The organism is Aureimonas sp. N4 (genome assembly GCF_001463925.1).
Classification (GTDB): domain Bacteria; phylum Pseudomonadota; class Alphaproteobacteria; order Rhizobiales; family Rhizobiaceae; genus Aureimonas; species Aureimonas ureilytica_A.
Genome location: NZ_BBWS01000042.1, coordinates 154,195 through 170,680 on the forward strand (window position 1 = coordinate 154,195; position 16,486 = coordinate 170,680).

General features: G+C 61.3%; 11 protein-coding genes. 5 read left to right on the top strand and 6 right to left on the bottom strand.

What is annotated here, in order from left to right; translation table 11 throughout:
• Positions 1-30: 30 nt before the first annotated feature.
• The gene (gene sufB, locus AUL28_RS13310) at positions 31-1,569 is read right to left on the bottom strand and encodes a Fe-S cluster assembly protein SufB (RefSeq protein WP_058635952.1); all 1,539 of its coding nucleotides are present in this window, start codon (positions 1,567-1,569) and stop codon (positions 31-33) included.
• 141 nt (positions 1,570-1,710) lie between these two features.
• Positions 1,711-2,883: a cysteine desulfurase family protein gene (locus AUL28_RS13315; protein ID WP_062233386.1), complete on the bottom strand. Its 1,173-nt coding sequence runs from the start codon at positions 2,881-2,883 to the stop codon at positions 1,711-1,713.
• A 195-nt stretch (positions 2,884-3,078) separates the two neighbouring features.
• On the opposite strand from AUL28_RS13315, the gene AUL28_RS13320 reads away from it, so the two are divergent.
• Positions 3,079-3,753 (top strand): alpha/beta hydrolase, encoded by a 675-nt coding sequence (locus AUL28_RS13320; protein ID WP_058598315.1) that lies wholly within the window; start codon positions 3,079-3,081, stop codon positions 3,751-3,753.
• A 52-nt stretch (positions 3,754-3,805) separates the two neighbouring features.
• On the top strand, positions 3,806-5,056 hold the full coding sequence (gene tyrS, locus AUL28_RS13325) for a tyrosine--tRNA ligase (RefSeq protein WP_062233388.1): 1,251 nt from the start codon (positions 3,806-3,808) through the stop codon (positions 5,054-5,056).
• A 55-nt stretch (positions 5,057-5,111) separates the two neighbouring features.
• Here tyrS and AUL28_RS13330 read toward each other — a convergent pair whose 3' ends face one another.
• The gene (locus AUL28_RS13330; RefSeq protein WP_062233391.1) at positions 5,112-8,471 is read right to left on the bottom strand and encodes a hypothetical protein; all 3,360 of its coding nucleotides are present in this window, start codon (positions 8,469-8,471) and stop codon (positions 5,112-5,114) included.
• Positions 8,472-8,717: 246 nt separating this feature from the next.
• On the opposite strand from AUL28_RS13330, the gene AUL28_RS13335 reads away from it, so the two are divergent.
• The 3 genes from AUL28_RS13335 (at position 8,718) to AUL28_RS13345 (ending at position 11,363) form a co-directional block, all read left to right on the top strand.
• Complete coding sequence (locus AUL28_RS13335; RefSeq protein WP_062233518.1) at positions 8,718-9,200, top strand: peroxiredoxin; 483 nt, start codon at positions 8,718-8,720, stop codon at positions 9,198-9,200.
• The gene (locus tag AUL28_RS13340; protein ID WP_062233393.1) at positions 9,197-10,015 is read left to right on the top strand and encodes a ferritin-like domain-containing protein; all 819 of its coding nucleotides are present in this window, start codon (positions 9,197-9,199) and stop codon (positions 10,013-10,015) included. Before AUL28_RS13335 ends, AUL28_RS13340 begins: the two co-directional genes overlap by 4 nt.
• Positions 10,016-10,259: 244 nt before the next feature.
• Complete coding sequence (locus AUL28_RS13345) at positions 10,260-11,363, top strand: M23 family metallopeptidase (RefSeq protein ID WP_192843458.1); 1,104 nt, start codon at positions 10,260-10,262, stop codon at positions 11,361-11,363.
• Between the two features lie 92 nt (positions 11,364-11,455).
• Here AUL28_RS13345 and prfB read toward each other — a convergent pair.
• The 3 genes from prfB to AUL28_RS13360 form a co-directional block, all read right to left on the bottom strand.
• A protein-coding gene (gene prfB / locus AUL28_RS13350; RefSeq protein WP_153003587.1) for a peptide chain release factor 2 occupies positions 11,456-12,584 on the bottom strand; the annotation gives its coding sequence in 2 pieces (ribosomal slippage) (positions 11,456-12,514 and positions 12,516-12,584; 1,128 coding nt in all).
• A gap of 90 nt (positions 12,585-12,674) precedes the next feature.
• A complete protein-coding gene (locus tag AUL28_RS13355) occupies positions 12,675-15,116 on the bottom strand; it encodes a penicillin-binding protein 1A (protein WP_062233399.1) in 2,442 nt (813 codons plus the stop codon).
• Between the two features lie 183 nt (positions 15,117-15,299).
• Complete coding sequence (locus tag AUL28_RS13360) at positions 15,300-16,481, bottom strand: N-acetylmuramoyl-L-alanine amidase (RefSeq protein WP_062220323.1); 1,182 nt, start codon at positions 16,479-16,481, stop codon at positions 15,300-15,302.
• Positions 16,482-16,486 lie beyond the last annotated feature (5 nt).

The following is a 16,486-nucleotide window of genomic DNA, read 5'->3' on the forward strand; positions in this document are numbered from 1 at the left end:
TCTCGAATTGTTAGCGCCTGCGCGTGAGCCTCAGCCCACGCTGCCTTCCAGCGAGATGCCGATCAGCTTCTGCGCTTCCACGGCAAATTCCATGGGCAGTTGCTGGATCACGTCCTTTACGAAGCCGTTCACGATCAGCGCGACAGCTTCCTCCTCGGGAATACCGCGCTGCATGCAGTAGAACAGCTGATCCTCCGAAATCTTCGACGTGGTCGCTTCATGCTCGAACTGCGCCGAGGAATTCTTCGCCTCGATGTAAGGCACGGTATGCGCGCCGCACTCTTCACCAATCAGAAGAGAGTCGCACTGCGTGAAGTTGCGTGCGTTCGCCGCCTTCTTCATCGCCGTGACCTGACCGCGATAGGTGTTGTTGGAATGCCCGGCCGAGATGCCCTTGGAGATGATGCGGCTCGACGTGTTCTTGCCGATGTGGATCATCTTCGTGCCGGAATCGATCTGCTGGCGTCCGTTCGACACCGCGATCGAATAGAACTCGCCGCGCGAATTGTCGCCGCGCAGGATGCAGGACGGGTACTTCCAGGTGATGGCCGATCCCGTCTCGACCTGCGTCCAGGAAATGCGCGAGTTCGTGCCCCGGCAATCGCCACGCTTGGTCACGAAATTGTAGATGCCACCTTTCCCGTCCTTATCGCCTGGATACCAGTTCTGGACAGTCGAGTATTTGATCTCCGCGTCATCAAGCGCGACGAGTTCGACAACTGCCGCATGAAGCTGGTTCTCGTCGCGCTGCGGCGCCGTGCAGCCTTCGAGATAGGACACGTAGGAGCCGGCGTCGGCGATGATCAGCGTGCGCTCGAACTGGCCCGTGTTACGCTCGTTGATGCGGAAATAGGTGGACAGTTCCATCGGGCAGCGCACACCCGGTGGGATGTAGACGAAGGAGCCGTCCGTAAACACGGCCGAATTCATCGTCGCGAAGAAATTGTCCGACACCGGAACGACCGTGCCGAGATATTTGCGAACAAGATCGGGATGCTCGCGGATCGCCTCGGAGATCGGCATGAAGATCACGCCGGCTTTCTGAAGCTCTTTCTTGAAGGTCGTAGCGACCGAAACGGAGTCGAACACGGCGTCGACGGCGACGCGCCCGCCATAGCTGCCCTCCGACGGGGGCACCCCAGAGTCATCGTCGCTTTCGAACGCGGACGGCTCGTCGGCCCGGCGCACACCGGCCAAGATTTCCTGTTCCTTCAACGGGATGCCGAGCTTTTCATAGGTCCGCAGGATCTCCGGATCGACCTCGGCCAACGACGCCGGGCCCGACATGGATTTGGGAGCGGCGTAGTAATGGATGTCCTGAAAGTCGATCTCGGGATAATCGAGGCGAGCCCAGGACGGGCTTTCCATCGTCTTCCAGCGCTCGAAGGCTTGGAGCCGCCATTCCAGCATCCACTCCGGCTCGCCCTTCTTTCCGGAGATCAGACGGATCGTATCTTCCGTCAGACCTTTGGGAGCGACGTCCATTTCGATCTGCGTCTCGAAGCCGTACTTGTACTGGTCGACGTCGATCCGGCGGACCTGATCAATGGTCTCCTGGACTGCTGGCATGCTCGTTCTCCATACTCGCCGGATTCAAAGTCCGGTGGTCGGTTATTCGGTCGGCATATATCGATTGCGCACGACCGTTGAAATGGTGATCCGCTGGAAAAAGTTGAAGATGCCCAGCCAGATTAGATTCGTCGTTTGTTTTCAGGCGGCTTTCGGGTTGCCGCCAGTCACGCTTCGTCGCCAAATCCGCTCGTAGGCAGCGGCGAATGTCTCGATGTCGCGCTCGGACGTTTCGAGCCCGAAGCTGACCCGAATCGCTCCTGCATCAGGATCGATGCGAACTCCAGCCCGATGAAGCGCGGTCAGAACGTGGCTCGCGCCGATCTTACCGGATGAACAGGCCGAGCCGGCCGATACGGCGATGCCTTCGAGATCCAGTGCGATCTGCACGGTCTCGGCCCGCAACTTGGGGTGATGCAGCGCCAAGGTCTGTGGCAAAGCCAATTCGCCCTGATTGACGAGAAGGCTCGCATCGAACGTTGCCAAACGCGCTCGGAGATAGTTCTTGAGAACCGCCAGCTCTTGATGGCGTTGCGCCCGTACCGTTGCCAATTCGGCTGCCATGCCGAAACCCACGATAAGAGGGAGAGCCTCCGTTCCTGCACGCTGGCGCTTTTCCTGGGCGCCTCCAAGAATCAAAGGAGCCGGGCGAAACCCGTCGCTGCGCAACACGAAGGCCCCGGTTCCCTTCGGGCCGCCGATCTTATGAGCGGACAGGATCACCGCATTCGCATGTTCCAAGCAATGTGCGATGGACAGCCGCCCGGCCATCTGTACCGCATCGATCACGAGACGGATCGCAAACCGGCGGCAAATTTCGGCGATCGAGTCCAAGGGCTGGATCACACCCGTTTCGCTATTCGCGAGCGTTATGGCCAGAAGGCCCGGTCCAAGGCAGGCCCAGTCTTCAAGGGCTTGAGGATCAACGATCCCGTCCGCTGTGACCGGCAAGCGAATAACTGTAGCCGCCGGAAAGCGTCCCCCATCCCGGATGCACGGATGATCGGTGTCGAGAACAGCCAGACGAGGCAAAACCACATCCACACCAGCCGTCAGCCAGTTCGGCGTAAGACAGGTAGCTGCGGCTTCGCTGGCGCCGCTCGTGAAGACGACATTTTCTGGCGATGAACCGACAAGCTCGGCGATCTGGCCACGAGCACGCGACAGCGCCGCGCGCGCCGAGCGTCCCTCGAAGTGAACGGAGGACGGATTGCCCACGAGGTCAAGCGCAACCACCAGGGCCTCTCGAACCTCCGGCAGAAGCGGTGCACTCGCGTTGTAATCCAGATAGATGCGTCGCCCGAAAGCCGTCATCCCAAACCTTCGTTATGGATGGAACTGAAAGGGGTACGCGAAAATCGTTGTATTCGATCCAGTCCGCAGACTACATAGCCCCCTTGAGGGAAGCGTGTAGTTTTGAATCGTTCTAAGCCTAGAACCTACGAGGCTGCCTATCCTCCGTCAAGGTGCCGGCCTTCTCCGGCGCCGCTTCCTTGAGGTTTGCGAGAGATGCCCGAAGTCATCTTCAACGGTCCTGCCGGACGTTTGGAAGGCCGCTATCAGGCGGCGAAGGAAAAGAACGCGCCGATTGCGCTCGTCCTTCATCCGCATCCCCGCTTCGGCGGGACGATGAACAATCAGATCGTCTACCAGCTCTTCTATATGTTCGTGGAACGCGGCTTCACCACGCTGCGCTTCAACTTCCGCGGCATCGGCCGCAGCCAGGGCGAGTTCGACCATGGCTCGGGCGAGTTGTCGGACGCAGCCGCCGCACTCGACTGGATTCAGGCCATCCACCCCGATTCCAAGAATTGCTGGGTGGCGGGGTATTCCTTCGGCTCCTGGATCGGGATGCAGCTCCTGATGCGCCGGCCGGAGATCGAGGGCTTCATGTCCATCGCGCCGCAGCCCAATTCCTACGACTTCTCGTTCCTAGCCCCTTGCCCCTCCTCGGGCCTCATCATCCACGGCGATAAGGACAAGGTCGCGCCGCCCAAGGATGTGCAGGGTCTCGTCGACAAGCTGAAGACGCAGAAGGGCATCCTCATCACGCAGAAGACGATCGAGGGGGCGAACCATTTCTTCACCGACCATACGCCCGAGCTGATGGCCGAGTGCACGGAATATCTTGATCGCCGTTTGGCTGGCGAACTCTCCGACATTCGACCCAAGCGCCTGAAATAAGATCGTTTTCGTGGGTGGCGGGCCGACGCCATCCCGATGGGAAAGAAAGACCATGCCGAAGTTCAAGTCCGATTTTCTGCGCGTCCTCGACGAGCGCGGCTTCATCCATCAGATCTCCGATCCCGAGGGTCTGGACGCGCTTGCCCTGAAAGGGCCGATCACCGGATATGTTGGCTACGATGCAACGGCGACGTCGATCCATATCGGCAACCTGATCACCGTCACAATGCTCTACTGGATGCAGGAGACCGGGCATAAGGCGATCAGCCTGATGGGCGGCGGCACCTCCATGGTCGGCGACCCCTCGTTCCGCGACGACCAGCGCCGCCTGCTGACGACCGACCAGATTCAAACCAATATCGACGGCATTCAGAGGGTGTTCGGCAACATCCTCCGATATGATGGCTCCAACCCCGCCATCATGGTCAACAATGCCGATTGGCTCCTGAAGCTCAATTACGTCGAGTTCCTGCGGGATGTCGGCCGGCATTTCTCCGTCAATCGCATGCTGTCCTTCGATTCGGTGAAGCTGCGGCTCGACCGGGAGCAGTCGCTCAGCTTCCTCGAATTCAATTACATGATCATGCAGGGCTACGACTTCACCGAGTTGAACCGCCAGTATGGTGCCGTTCTGCAGATGGGCGGGTCGGACCAGTGGGGCAACATCATCAACGGCGTCGACCTGTCGCACCGTATGGGCGGCCCTCAGCTCTACGCGCTGACGACACCGCTTCTCACCAAATCCAGCGGCGAGAAGATGGGCAAGTCGGCCTCGGGCGCGGTCTGGCTCAACGGAGATCTCTTCAGCCCCTATGATTTCTGGCAATATTGGCGCAACACGGAAGATGCCGATGTCGGTCGCTTCCTGAAGATTTTCACGCGCCTTCCCTTGGACGAGATCGCTCGTCTGGCCAACCTCGGCGGCTCGGAGATCAACGAGGCGAAGAAGATTCTGGCGACGGAAGCCACGGCGATTGTGCATGGCCGCGACGCGGCGAGCCAAGCCGCCGAGACGGCGCGCACGACCTTCGAGGACGGCGCTCTGGCGGATAATCTTCCGACGGTGGAAGTGACGAAGGATGAGCTTGCCAGCGGGATCGGCATCCTCTCCCTGCTTGTCAAGGCCGGCTTGGCCGCGTCGAACGGCGAGGCTCGGCGGCATGTGTCGGGTGGAGCCGTCCGCCTTGCGGACCAAGCCATAGCCGATGACCGCAAGATCGTGGGCGAGGCGGAAATTCAGGATGGCGTCGTCAAGCTCTCGCTGGGCAAGAAGCGCCATGTGCTGGTGCGTGTGGCGGACTGAACAGCACGAACCGAAGAACAATTCTTCCGGAAGGCGGTCCCTCGGGCCGCCTTTTTCATTTGTAGGAGAAGATCTGCCGGAAGATGCCGGGCGCGATGACGGAGATCGGATTCACCACGAGGGTTGGAGACGCGAAAGGCCCATCCAATCGATAGGTGATGCCGATCAGCCCGCCTTCATTGCCATTGCCGAGAATCTGGCCGAGGACGGGGATTGCACCGAACATCCGGTTGATCCCGTAGGCCGGCATGAAGGAGCCGGAAACATCGATCTGTCCTCTGCCGTCATAGAGCGTTCCGTTGAAGCTGGACCCGAAGACGGGGCCTCGCAGGATGCCGTCCGACACTTTCAAGGCGGTGCCGGAATAGCTCAGCTTGGCTGACGCTTGATCAAAGAAGGCACGCTCCGTCTGGAGATTTTGCCCGACGGCCTGGGACAGAGTCTGCCCGTTTTGTCCGCCTGAGGACCCGACAATGCGCGACAGACGTGGCTCATCCACCAAGGTGAAATTGGCGACCTGCAGGGCGCCGACATAAGACGTATCCGCCGTTCCCAGGAGATCGAGCGAAGCTTGCCCCCCCTCCATATGCTGATAAAGACCCGCAAAAGCGAGAAGCGCCCCAAGGTCGCCGCTACGAAGACGTATGGCCTGAACAACGCCGCGCGGCGAAAGATCGCCGGACAGCGAGCCGCCACTGAGCGTTCCGCCGAGATTGAGCGCGGCAAGTTTCCCGCCCGCGCTGGCATAGTTCATCTCAAACCCTTGAATGGTCTGGCCGTTGAAACCGTTCAATCGGTCGATGTCGGCATTGATGTCGAACGTGCCGCCGCCGAGCTTGCGATCTTTCTTTCCGACGCTTGCCTTCAATTCGGCCAGGATCGGCCGAGCATCGAACTGCGACCCCTTGAGTTCCACGCCATAGCCGTTCCGGTGGCGCGTCACCGCGACCTCAACCTCATCTCCCGGATTGAGCGCAACATGTGTCAGCTTGGCAGTCGAGAGCCCGTCATTGGTGAGAAGGACCGTACCGCTTGCCGCAAAACCCTCGCCCTTCAGCGCGACGTCTTTGAGCGTCGTGCTGCCGCCGTCCTGATCGAGATCGAAGGACAGTCGCGCCGGTACGCCAGCCCCCTTTTTCCAGGCAATGAAGGGCAGATCAAGCGTCGCGTCGCGTAGGTCGAGTTCCACATCGAAGCCGGAGGCACCTTGGGTCACGGAAGCCTTCGTGCTGCCGCCAACGACACCCTTCAGACTGGGAACGAGTTCGACCAGTTTCTTGCCGCCCACGGTTGCGGAAAGGTCGATCCGTCTTTCGCCGACGGACCTCTCACCGAAAGGGAGGATGAAGCTGATATCGGCCGGAATGCTTTCGATGTCTGCATTGAGCGAGCCGCTCGCCTGTCCCGGGATCACATGGATCACACCGTCCAGATTGGTGAGTCTGCGGCCCTGGATGGGTTGGCCGGGATCAACCTTCTCCAGATTGGCTTCGACAGCCCAGCTTTCCACCTGACGATCGGCGGCGATATGCTCGCCGAAGCGCAGGCTCGCCTCGACGTGAACCGTCGCATTTCCCTTGATCTTCGCAGTATCCAGATCGAGCGAGCGCAGCGCCCGAATCGGCTCCGAGTTCGCCACATCCAGGGCGTCGCGCAGCGGGCCATCTGCCTTCAGATCGATTCCCAATGCGAGGTCGCGCGGGTTTCCGCTCGCAGGCTTCTGAAGGGTGACGGAAGCCGGCCCCAAAACAAGGTCGGGATGATCCATCATGCCGGCACGGTCCACGAAAACCGTCGTCTTGCCACCTCTGGTTTCCAAGCGACCATTGGCATCGATCAAGCGTGGAACCGTACCGGCCGTCGAAAGGTCCATGTCGCGAAGATCGAGGTCGAGCTGCAATTCGCTGTCGGCGGGGGACTGCGTGGGCTTGAAGGCTTCGCCTAACCGAGATCGCAGCACATTGATCCGAATGGAACCGCTCGGCACGGCGCCTTCATCGCCGACATGGGCTAGCACCCAGTGACGTGCCTTACCGGAGATCATGAAGGGCCAGAAGGCCTTCACCGACGCTGCCGAAAGCTGATCGGCCTCGACCATGAGGGAGGTCACGTCCGAGGGCGCGTGGCCGCGATAGATGGCATGGCCCGTCAGCCGCCCTTTGGGCGTTACCAGTTCGAGTTGCGACAGTTCGAGCGATTGAGCGGACGGATCGATCGAACCATCGATCCAGAACGTCCCATCCATGGGAGGCTCTCCCTCGGGCCGGCCGACACGGGAGAGAATTTGCTGGCTCCCGATCCGGAACTTCAACCGCTCCCTATCAGCCTCGGAGCCAGCCATCGCGACGGGTTCCAGGACACCTTCGAGATCGAAGGCGACATCTTCGAAGCGTACGGGGCTTGGCAAGATCTGGAAGCGGTCCTCGCCTTCCCGATATTCCACCCGGACGCTGGAGGGCTCCAGCGTCGTCCGGTTGAGCCCTAGTTGTAGATGGCCACCGCTTGCGTGGAGAGCCAAGCCGAGAACGGCCATGCCGGTCTCACTCTGCCGATGCATCCCCGCTTCCAGCGAGACAGACGCGTCGCTGCCGAAGGGTCGATCGTCGGTCAAGTTATCCAGCGCTGCCGGCGGAAGAACGGAGCCCAGATCGATTTCGCTCGACCGCAGCGAGAAGGACACGAGCCGCCCCGTCTCGCTATCGAAATTCGCAGCACCCCCGATCGAAATCGGAACGGCTCCGACATCCACTTTCGAGTAAAGGGACAGCGATCCGTCCAGCGCACGGTGGAGTTCCGCGCGGTCCAGATGGATGTCGGGAATGTCGGCAAAAGCGCCGGCAAAGCCTTCCACCGTGATGTCGACAAAAGCGACCGTATCGAAATGATAGGCCTGCAGCGCCTGAAGTTGGCGCTCGAGCGTTCGGATCGCGCGTTCGGCCACGCGAGACATGGGCGAACGCCCCGCTCCACTCTCAGCCGCTTGCGGGAGGCTAACGGGCTGCGAACTCGGGGACCGGACGGCGGATGTCTCTCCGAATGCCGCCAGATCAATCCGCGCCCGTTCGATCTCCAGCCGGCCGAATTCCAGCGAACCGCCCACCAGGGGAAGAAGTCGAACCGCCACGGACACGCGGCCGATTTCAGAACTAAGGTCGGGGTGGTCCTTTCGATGCAGAGACACGTCGTCCCATGTGAGGGCGAGGAGACCGTCGTTGCGAACTTCGAACCGCTGATCCCCCAACGACACTTCGTAGGCCGGGCCGAAAAGGCGGGACAGAGCCGCCTTGGTCTGCCCTTGGACGAACGCCTCGCCGGTAGACGTTCCCAGCAGAAGGAAGACGCCGGAACCCAAGACCAGAAGAAGAATGATCGCAAGGCTGACGAGACCGCCCAACAGGCGAACGAATCTCATCATTCAGCGGGCCTGCTCGTCCAGAGACGGGCGTGAGATCGGCCATTGGGCGTCGCGGCGGCTTGCGATGTCGGGAAGCATCGGTCCTTAACGTCTCGAACGCCTGAGATTAGGCAAAATGGGTCTGCGATTTCGTCCGACGCCGGGCTGCGATCGCATCGGCCGGGTGGTATAGCCGACGAATGGCTAGCGAACTCTATCGTCGCCTCGCTCGTCATGCCGATCCATTTGGCCGAAAGGAAGGCTCCCGTGTCGATCCCGAATGTTGGACAAGAATGTCCTGATTTCGCTCTCCCGGAAAGTGACGGCTCGATCGTCACCAAAGCTTCGCTCAAGGGTCGAGCCTTCGTTCTTTATTTCTACCCAAAGGACGATACCTCCGGCTGCACCACCGAAGCGCTCGAGTTTACGGCGTTGATCGGTCAGTTCGAGGCTCTCGGCGTTTCCGTCTTCGGCGTGTCGCCCGATAGCGTGCAGAAACATTGCCGCTTTCGCGACAAGCACGATTTGAAGGTTCACCTTCTGGCCGATGAGGATAAGAACCTGCTTCAGGCCTTCGGTGTCTGGGCCGAGAAAAGCATGTATGGCCGCAAATATTGGGGTGTCGAGCGTACCACGGCCTTGATCGATGCCGATGGCCGCGTTGTACGCGTGTGGCAAAAGGTTAAGGCGGGTGGCCATGCGGCCGAGGTTCTAGAAGCCGCCCAGAGCTTCAAGAGCCCGCAGGCGTGACCGACATTCCGGGCACGCTTCGGGCTGCGGCGATTAAAGCACTTTCGACCGCCGATCTGTCTGAAAAGGCGAGACTCACGACGGCGACGGCTGAGTTCTGGTTCGCCCGCAAGCTTGGCCTCTCCGCGCCGACCGATCCGCCCTCTCCGTCCCGGCCTGGCCGGCCTCTAAAGCCCGATCTCGTGCCGCCGCGCGACGTGCCGCGTCGTTCGGTCCACACGCTGGAGGGTCGGATCGCCATGATTCACGCCCTCGCCCATATCGAACTGAACGCCATCGACCTGGCGCTGGACATTGTCGCTCGGTTTTGTGGCCAGCCGGTTCCGCGATCCTTTTTCGATGGCTGGATGACGGTCGCGATGGAGGAGGCGAAGCATTTCGGCCTCCTTTCGGCGCGCCTTGTCGATCTCGGCTCGTTCTACGGCGCCCTGCCCGCCCATGACGGTCTCTGGCAGGCCGTGGAAGTGACGTCCCATGATCTGCCCTCTCGGCTCGCCATCGTCCCGCTGGTGCTCGAAGCGCGCGGTTTGGACGTAACGCCCTCCCTTCTGGCCAAGCTGAAGGAGGTCGGCGATCCGCAAACAGGAGCCATTCTCGAGATCATCTACAATGACGAGAAGAAGCACGTCGCGATCGGGGCGAAATGGTTCCGCTTCCTATGCGCGCGTCACCGGATCGACCCGGCCCGGCGCTTTCAGGAGATCGTTCGGGAGTGTTTCCGCGGCGAGGTGAAGCCGCCCTTCAATGACCGCGCTCGGGCCGAAGCCGGTCTGACACCGACCTTCTATCGCTCGCTTTCGCCGCTTTCGAGCTGAGCGAAGCAAGGCATCAACGCTCCATTAACCCTAATCAACTCTAATCGCGCCGAACGGCGGAAGTCCGTGTGGTTTGGAGTCGAGGCGGATGGCACCCTCAGGCCAAGGGAACGTTTTCGGCAGCGGAACTGCCGCGCGGACGATCATCATATCGCGTGGCAGCCTCGGTCGACGTTGGACCGTTCGCCCCTGGGTAGCCGCATCGATTGCGGGGCTTGGCATTTGCGCCCTCATCGGCTGCCTCGTGTTCGGCGGCCTCTTCTTCTTTAACGACAATATCGTTCGCGCTCTGCTCGCTCGCGAAACGCGCATGACGAACGCTTACGAAGAGCGCATGGCAACACTCCGCACCGAGATCGACCGTCTGAAGACTGGGCAGACGAAGGTTCGCGAAACCGTGTCGGCGCAGGTGAAGGCGCTTCTGACCCAACAGGCGGAACTGACTGGACGGTTCGAGCAGCTTCAGCCCTTGCTCGAGAAAGCGCGGGACATGGGTGTCCTGACGAAGGCGAACCCTACTGGCGCGTCGGATGACGCATCGGCAGCCGGCCGAGAGCCATCGGCGCTTGCCCCTGCGCCAAACAGTTCATCCTCAACGACCCCAACACGGCATCCCGAAGACATCAGCGCTTTGTCCCTGCGGCACGAGGATGTCAGCGAGATCGCGGGCCTCGTTCTGCCGTCGATTCGAAAGTCGGTGGACATGGTCAGCGACGAGCAGACATCGACGATCGCCGAACTGGCCCGGACAACGCAGTCCCGCGCCGATCATCTCGCAGCGGTTCTGGGGTCGGTGGGCATCCGTGTCGAGGAGACGAAGCCCGCCATCGGCGGCCCCTATATTCCGGCCGACGGCGAGCTGTCTTTCTCGAACAGCCTCAACCTTCTGGATCAGGCCTTGCAGACCTACGGCCGACTGAAAACCAAATCGGCCCGCGTGCCCCTGGCAGACCCGCTGCCCGGCGCACGGGTCACATCGACCTTCGGCGTGAGGCCCGATCCGTTTTTTCGACGCGCGGCGCTGCACAGCGGAGTTGATCTGGCAGCTCCGACCGGCACTCTGGTCAGAGCCACCGCGAGTGGCAAGGTCGTGTCGGCCGGCGAGGCTGGCGGGTATGGGATGATGGTCGAGATCGACCATGGCAACGGGTTCAGCACGCGCTACGCGCATCTCTCCGAAATCGACGTTGCCAGTGGTTCGGCAATCAAAGCCGGGCAAATCGTCGGACGCGTCGGGAGCACCGGTCGAAGCACAGGCTCGCATCTTCATTACGAAGTGCGGACGGATGAAACACCGGTCGATCCAGAGCGGTATATCCGCGTCGGACGCAAGCTCGCCAAACTCTGAGTTATCGCAATTTGCAAAAAACCTCCGCCCGGCACAGCCGAACGGAGGTTCAGAGAGATGAGCGACGCATCACCGCATCGCCCGAAGTGATGTTAGTCGATGTCAGCGACTTCGACGTCACCACCGAAAACACGCTGCGCAAGCGCGGCTTCGATGAAGTCATCCAGACTGCCGTCCAGCACCTGTTGCGGTGCCGTGCTTTCCCTGCCGGTCCGCAGATCCTTCACCAGCTGATAGGGCTGGAGGACGTAGGACCGAATCTGGTGCCCCCAGCCGATGTCGGTCTTGGAGGCGGCGGCGGCGTTGGCCTTTTCTTCCTGCTTTCGCAGCTCTTCCTCGTAGAGGCGGGCACGAAGCATGTTCCAGGCGGTAGCGCGGTTCTTGTGCTGCGAGCGCTCGCTCTGACACTGCACCACGATCCCGGTCGCCAGATGCGTGATACGCACCGCCGAGTCGGTCGTATTGACGTGCTGACCACCCGCACCCGAGGCGCGATAGGTGTCGATGCGAACATCGGCTTCGCTGACATCGATTTCGATCGAGTCGTCGACGACCGGGTAAACCCAGACCGAAGCGAAGGACGTGTGCCGCCGCGCCTGACTGTCATAAGGCGAGATGCGCACGAGACGATGCACGCCGGACTCGACCTTCATGCGGCCATAGGCGTTGTGGCCCTTCAGAAGAATGGTCGCGGACTTGATGCCCGCTTCTTCTCCCGAATGCTGCTCCAGCACTTCGACCTTCAGCTTCGCCCGCTCGCCCCAGCGCATATACATGCGAAGGAGCATGGAGGCCCAGTCCTGGCTTTCGGTGCCGCCTGCTCCGGAATGGATTTCGACATAGGTGTCGTTGCCATCGACTTCGCCGGACAGAAGCGTCTCGATCTGGCGTTCGGCGACTTCCTTCTGAAGCGCGCGAATACCGGCCTCGGCCTCGGTCACGATCGACTCGTCACCTTCCTCGTCGCCCATGGCGATGAGTTCGATGTTGTCGCGAAGACCGCGTTCGATCGCGAGAATGCCGTTGATGCCCGAGTCCAGACGCTGGCGCTCCTTCATGAGGCGCTGAGCCTCCTGCGGATCGTTCCAGATGGACGGGTCTTCGGCGGCCGCGTTCAGCCGATCGAGTTCTCGAAGGGACTGATCCCAGTCAAAGATGCCTCCTCAGCAGGCTTACGGCCTGCTGGATTTCGTCGACAATGGATTGGATCTCGGCTCGCACGCCGCTCTCCCTCGTTTGCAATGAAAAGGGTTGGAATGGCGCGGACCATAGGCACCACGTCACGCCCTGTAAAGCTGACACAAAAGCGGTTTAGAACAGACCGCCCGCGCCCGACACGATCGCCTGCTGCGCCTCGGCCGGCAGCGGCTGCGAGGCGACCGGGCCGCCGCCCCCTTCGCCGATCACTTGATAGACATTGGACGGGCCCGTGCCGGGCTTGAACGCCTCGATGATCGCATCCTTGGAATTGGGGTCGGCCGCCATACCGGTTCGCCTGTCGACGGCAACCTGAGTCATGCCCTCGGGAATACGGAAATCGGCGACGGGCTTGCCGGCGATCGCATCCTTCATGAAATCGACAAAGACCGGCGCCGCGAAACCGCCACCGGTTCCGCCATGGCCCAGAGGCTGAGGGTTGTCGTAGCCAAGATAGACGCCCGTCACGAGATTCGGGGTGAAACCAACGAACCAGGCATCCTTCTCGTCATTGGTCGTCCCCGTCTTACCGGCCGCAGGCACGCCCAGTTCCTTGACGACGGTCGCCGTGCCGCGCTGGACCACGCCTTCCATCATCGAGGTGATCTGATAGGCGGTCATGGGATCGAGAACCTGCTGGCGATCATCGATGAGTTCGGGTTCGGGCTGATCGGACCAGGCCGCGTCATTGCACTGATCGCACTTGCGGTTGTCATGCTTGTAGACGGTGCGCCCATAGCGGTCCTGCACCCGGTCGATCAAGGAAGGCTCGATGGACCGCCCGCCATTCGCCATCACCGAATAAGCCGAGACCATGCGCATGACCGTTGTTTCGCCGGAACCGAGCGCCATCGGGAGATAGGGCATCATCTTGTCATAGATGCCGAACCGCTCCGCATATTCGGCCACGAGTTTCATGCCCATGTCCTGCGCGAGGCGAACGGTCATGAGATTGCGGCTTTTCTCGATGCCTGTGCGCAGAGTCGAAGGGCCGGCGAACTCGCCGCCATAATTCTTCGGCTCCCAGAAACCGCCCGTTCCGTTCGGGATCGAGATCGGCGCATCGAGAATGACGGATGCCGGCGTGTAGCCATTGTCGAGCGCGGCCGCATAGACGATCGGCTTGAACGACGAGCCAGGTTGGCGGTAGGCTTGCGTTGCTCGGTTGAACTCGGACTGGGCATAGGAGAATCCGCCGACCATGGCGAGAACGCGGCCCGTATGTGGGTCCATCGCAACCAGCGCGCCCTGCACGCGAGGCGGCTGGCGCAGACGATATTCGCCGCCGTCGCCCTTCTTCTCAACATAGACGACATCGCCGCGTTGAAGCACCCGATCGGCGGTCTTCACCGAGACGCGTCGACCGCCCTCGACCATCGAGAGCGCCCAGCGCATGTCCGATAGCGCGATCGTGCCGATCTCGCGCTCCGGACCGCGCCGGCCCGAGGGCAGCTTGTCAGGCTGGAGACCGATGCTCACCGAGTTCGCGTCCGTGGTCAGAACCACCGCGAGCTTCCATTCGGGAACGTCCGACAGGCCTTCGATCTCACCCAGCGGCGTGCCCCAGTCATTGCCGAGTTCGATGGTCTTGACCGGCCCCCGGAACCCCTTGGTCTGGTCGTATTGGACGAGGGCATGTTGCAGCGCTTTGCGCGCCTCGACCTGCATATGCGGATCGATCGTGGTCCGCACCGAGAGGCCACCTTCGTAGAGGGCGTTCACGCCATAGCGCGAGATGATGTCGCGCCGAACCTCTTCGGTGAAATATTCCGCCGATGGCACATAGGCATTGTTGGAGCGCGTCTTGATGCCAAGCGGCTTCGCGATGGCCTTGTTGGCTTCGTCCTGCGTGATGAAGCCGTTCTCGGCCATGCGTTGGATGACCCAATTGCGGCGCGCCAACGCCTCGTTCGGGTTTCGGAACGGATTGTAGTTTTCAGGCGCCTTGGGCAGAGCCGCGAGGTAGGCGACCTCCTGGATTTCCAGCTCGTTCACGGACTTGTCGAAATAGGACAAGGACGCGGCTGCCACGCCATAGGCACCGAGCCCGAGATAGATTTCGTTCAGATAGAGTTCGAGGATTCGATCCTTGGAATAGGCCTGCTCGATGCGCAGCGACAGGATGGCTTCCTTGACCTTGCGCTCCATCGAGCGCTCGTTGGTCAGAAGAAAGTTCTTGGCGACCTGCTGCGTGATGGTCGAACCGCCCTGCATCGGGCCGCCCTTGATGGAGACGACGGCGGCACGCACGATCCCCTCGGGATCGACGCCGTGATGTTCGTAAAAATTCTTGTCTTCGGCCGATAAGAACGCATTCTTCAGCCGCTCAGGGATCGCCTGGATCGGCAGGTAAAGACGCCGCTGCTTGGCATACTCGGCCATGAGCCCGCCATCGGACGCGTGGATGCGCGTCATCACCGGCGGCTCGTATTTCTCCAGAACCTGATAGTCCGGCAGGTCTTCGCTCATCTTGGCGACATAGACGCCGACGCCACCTGCCCCGATCAGCGCGAGCACCGACCCGATGCCGAAGAAATAGCCGAGCAGCTTGATCATCGTGACCCTATCGCCTGCATTCTGGATTCGCCCGAACAGCACGCGACCGGGTCGCGCGGTCCCGAACCCGCGAGTGCGCGATATGGCCGGGAGTTTGGACTTCCTTCATAAATGAGGCGCCCCGATGTTGCGAGGCGCCAATGCGTGTTTGCTGTGGCAATTGCGCCACGCGGAACGCTCGCGTCAATTCGCGCTGCGTTGGTCCACGATCGAGCGATGCCGGGAAAACGCCTCGATCGACCGCGCCAAAATGGACGCGACCTTCTTCTGCCAGTCGGGCGAGGTCAGGAGTTTCTCCTCCTGTTCGTTCGAAAGGTATCCCATCTCGACCAAGACCGACGGCACATCGGGGGCTCGCAGAACGCGAAAACCGGCCGACCGCTTGGGGTTGTTGATCAGGCGAACGCCGCCGTCCTTCAATTGCGCTACCAGCCCGAGGGCGAAATGCTCCGAGAAGCCCTCGGTCTCCTGTCGAACGAGGTCCACGAGGATGTCATGGATTTCCGGAGCGTCCTGGTCCCATTCGGCGCCAGCAAAACGATCGGCGGAGTTTTCGCTATCTGCCAGTTCGCGCGCCAAGCCGTCCGACGCCTTCTCCGAAAGGGTATAAACGGTCGCCCCCCGCAGATCCTTGTAACGGATCGAGTCGGCATGGAGCGAGACGAAAAGGCCCGCCTTCGCCCGGCGGGCAATGGCCGCCCGCTCGTTCAAGGGAATGAACGTGTCGTCCTCGCGCGTCATCAGCACTTTGATATTCGGATAAGCCGAGAGCGCGTCGCGAAGGGCGAGACCGAACGCGAGATTGACGGCCTTCTCTTCCGTACCCTTCTCGCCGGTCGCCCCGCGATCGATTCCCCCATGGCCCGGATCGATGACGATGACGAACGGATCGGACGCCCGGCGCGGCTCAACGTGATCCGCGACGGACGCCTCGCGGGCTTTCGCCGGCACCACGAAATCCGCCTCCCGGCCTTTGCGCAGCGTCAGGAGGATCAGCGTTCGCCCATCCTCCTGTCGAGACGTGAGCTTCGGTTTGACCGCACTATTGAGTTCGAGAAGCAATCGGTAGCGATCGGCGGCGACCAGCCCCTGCTTCACCCCCCGCACCCAATGCGCGCCTTTCGTAATCGGCGCTGCGGCCGCCGAGAGCGTGGCGTCGAAATCCAGCGCCAATCGATAGGGCGACTTGAGCGTCAGAAGATCGGGCTGCGCCGCACCGTCCAACTCGATCTCCACGTCGTCGCCCTCATCCACCGACGTCAGTCGAATCGCCGTAATGACGGAGGGGTCGGCCGCTTGCGCTGGCAGCAAACCGGTAACGAACAGAAGAAAAAGCACCGCAAGGCAACGAAGAGTTTGAGACATGCAGT

Coding starts and splice junctions, on each gene's coding strand:
- sufB (WP_058635952.1), bottom strand. CDS start 1,569: ATGCCAGCAGTCCAGGAGACCATTGATCAGGTCCGCCGGATCGACGTC.
- AUL28_RS13315 (WP_062233386.1), bottom strand. CDS start 2,883: ATGACGGCTTTCGGGCGACGCATCTATCTGGATTACAACGCGAGTGCA.
- AUL28_RS13320 (WP_058598315.1), top strand. CDS start 3,079: ATGCCCGAAGTCATCTTCAACGGTCCTGCCGGACGTTTGGAAGGCCGC.
- tyrS (WP_062233388.1), top strand. CDS start 3,806: ATGCCGAAGTTCAAGTCCGATTTTCTGCGCGTCCTCGACGAGCGCGGC.
- AUL28_RS13330 (WP_062233391.1), bottom strand. CDS start 8,471: ATGATGAGATTCGTTCGCCTGTTGGGCGGTCTCGTCAGCCTTGCGATC.
- AUL28_RS13355 (WP_062233399.1), bottom strand. CDS start 15,116: ATGATCAAGCTGCTCGGCTATTTCTTCGGCATCGGGTCGGTGCTCGCG.
- AUL28_RS13360 (WP_062220323.1), bottom strand. CDS start 16,481: ATGTCTCAAACTCTTCGTTGCCTTGCGGTGCTTTTTCTTCTGTTCGTT.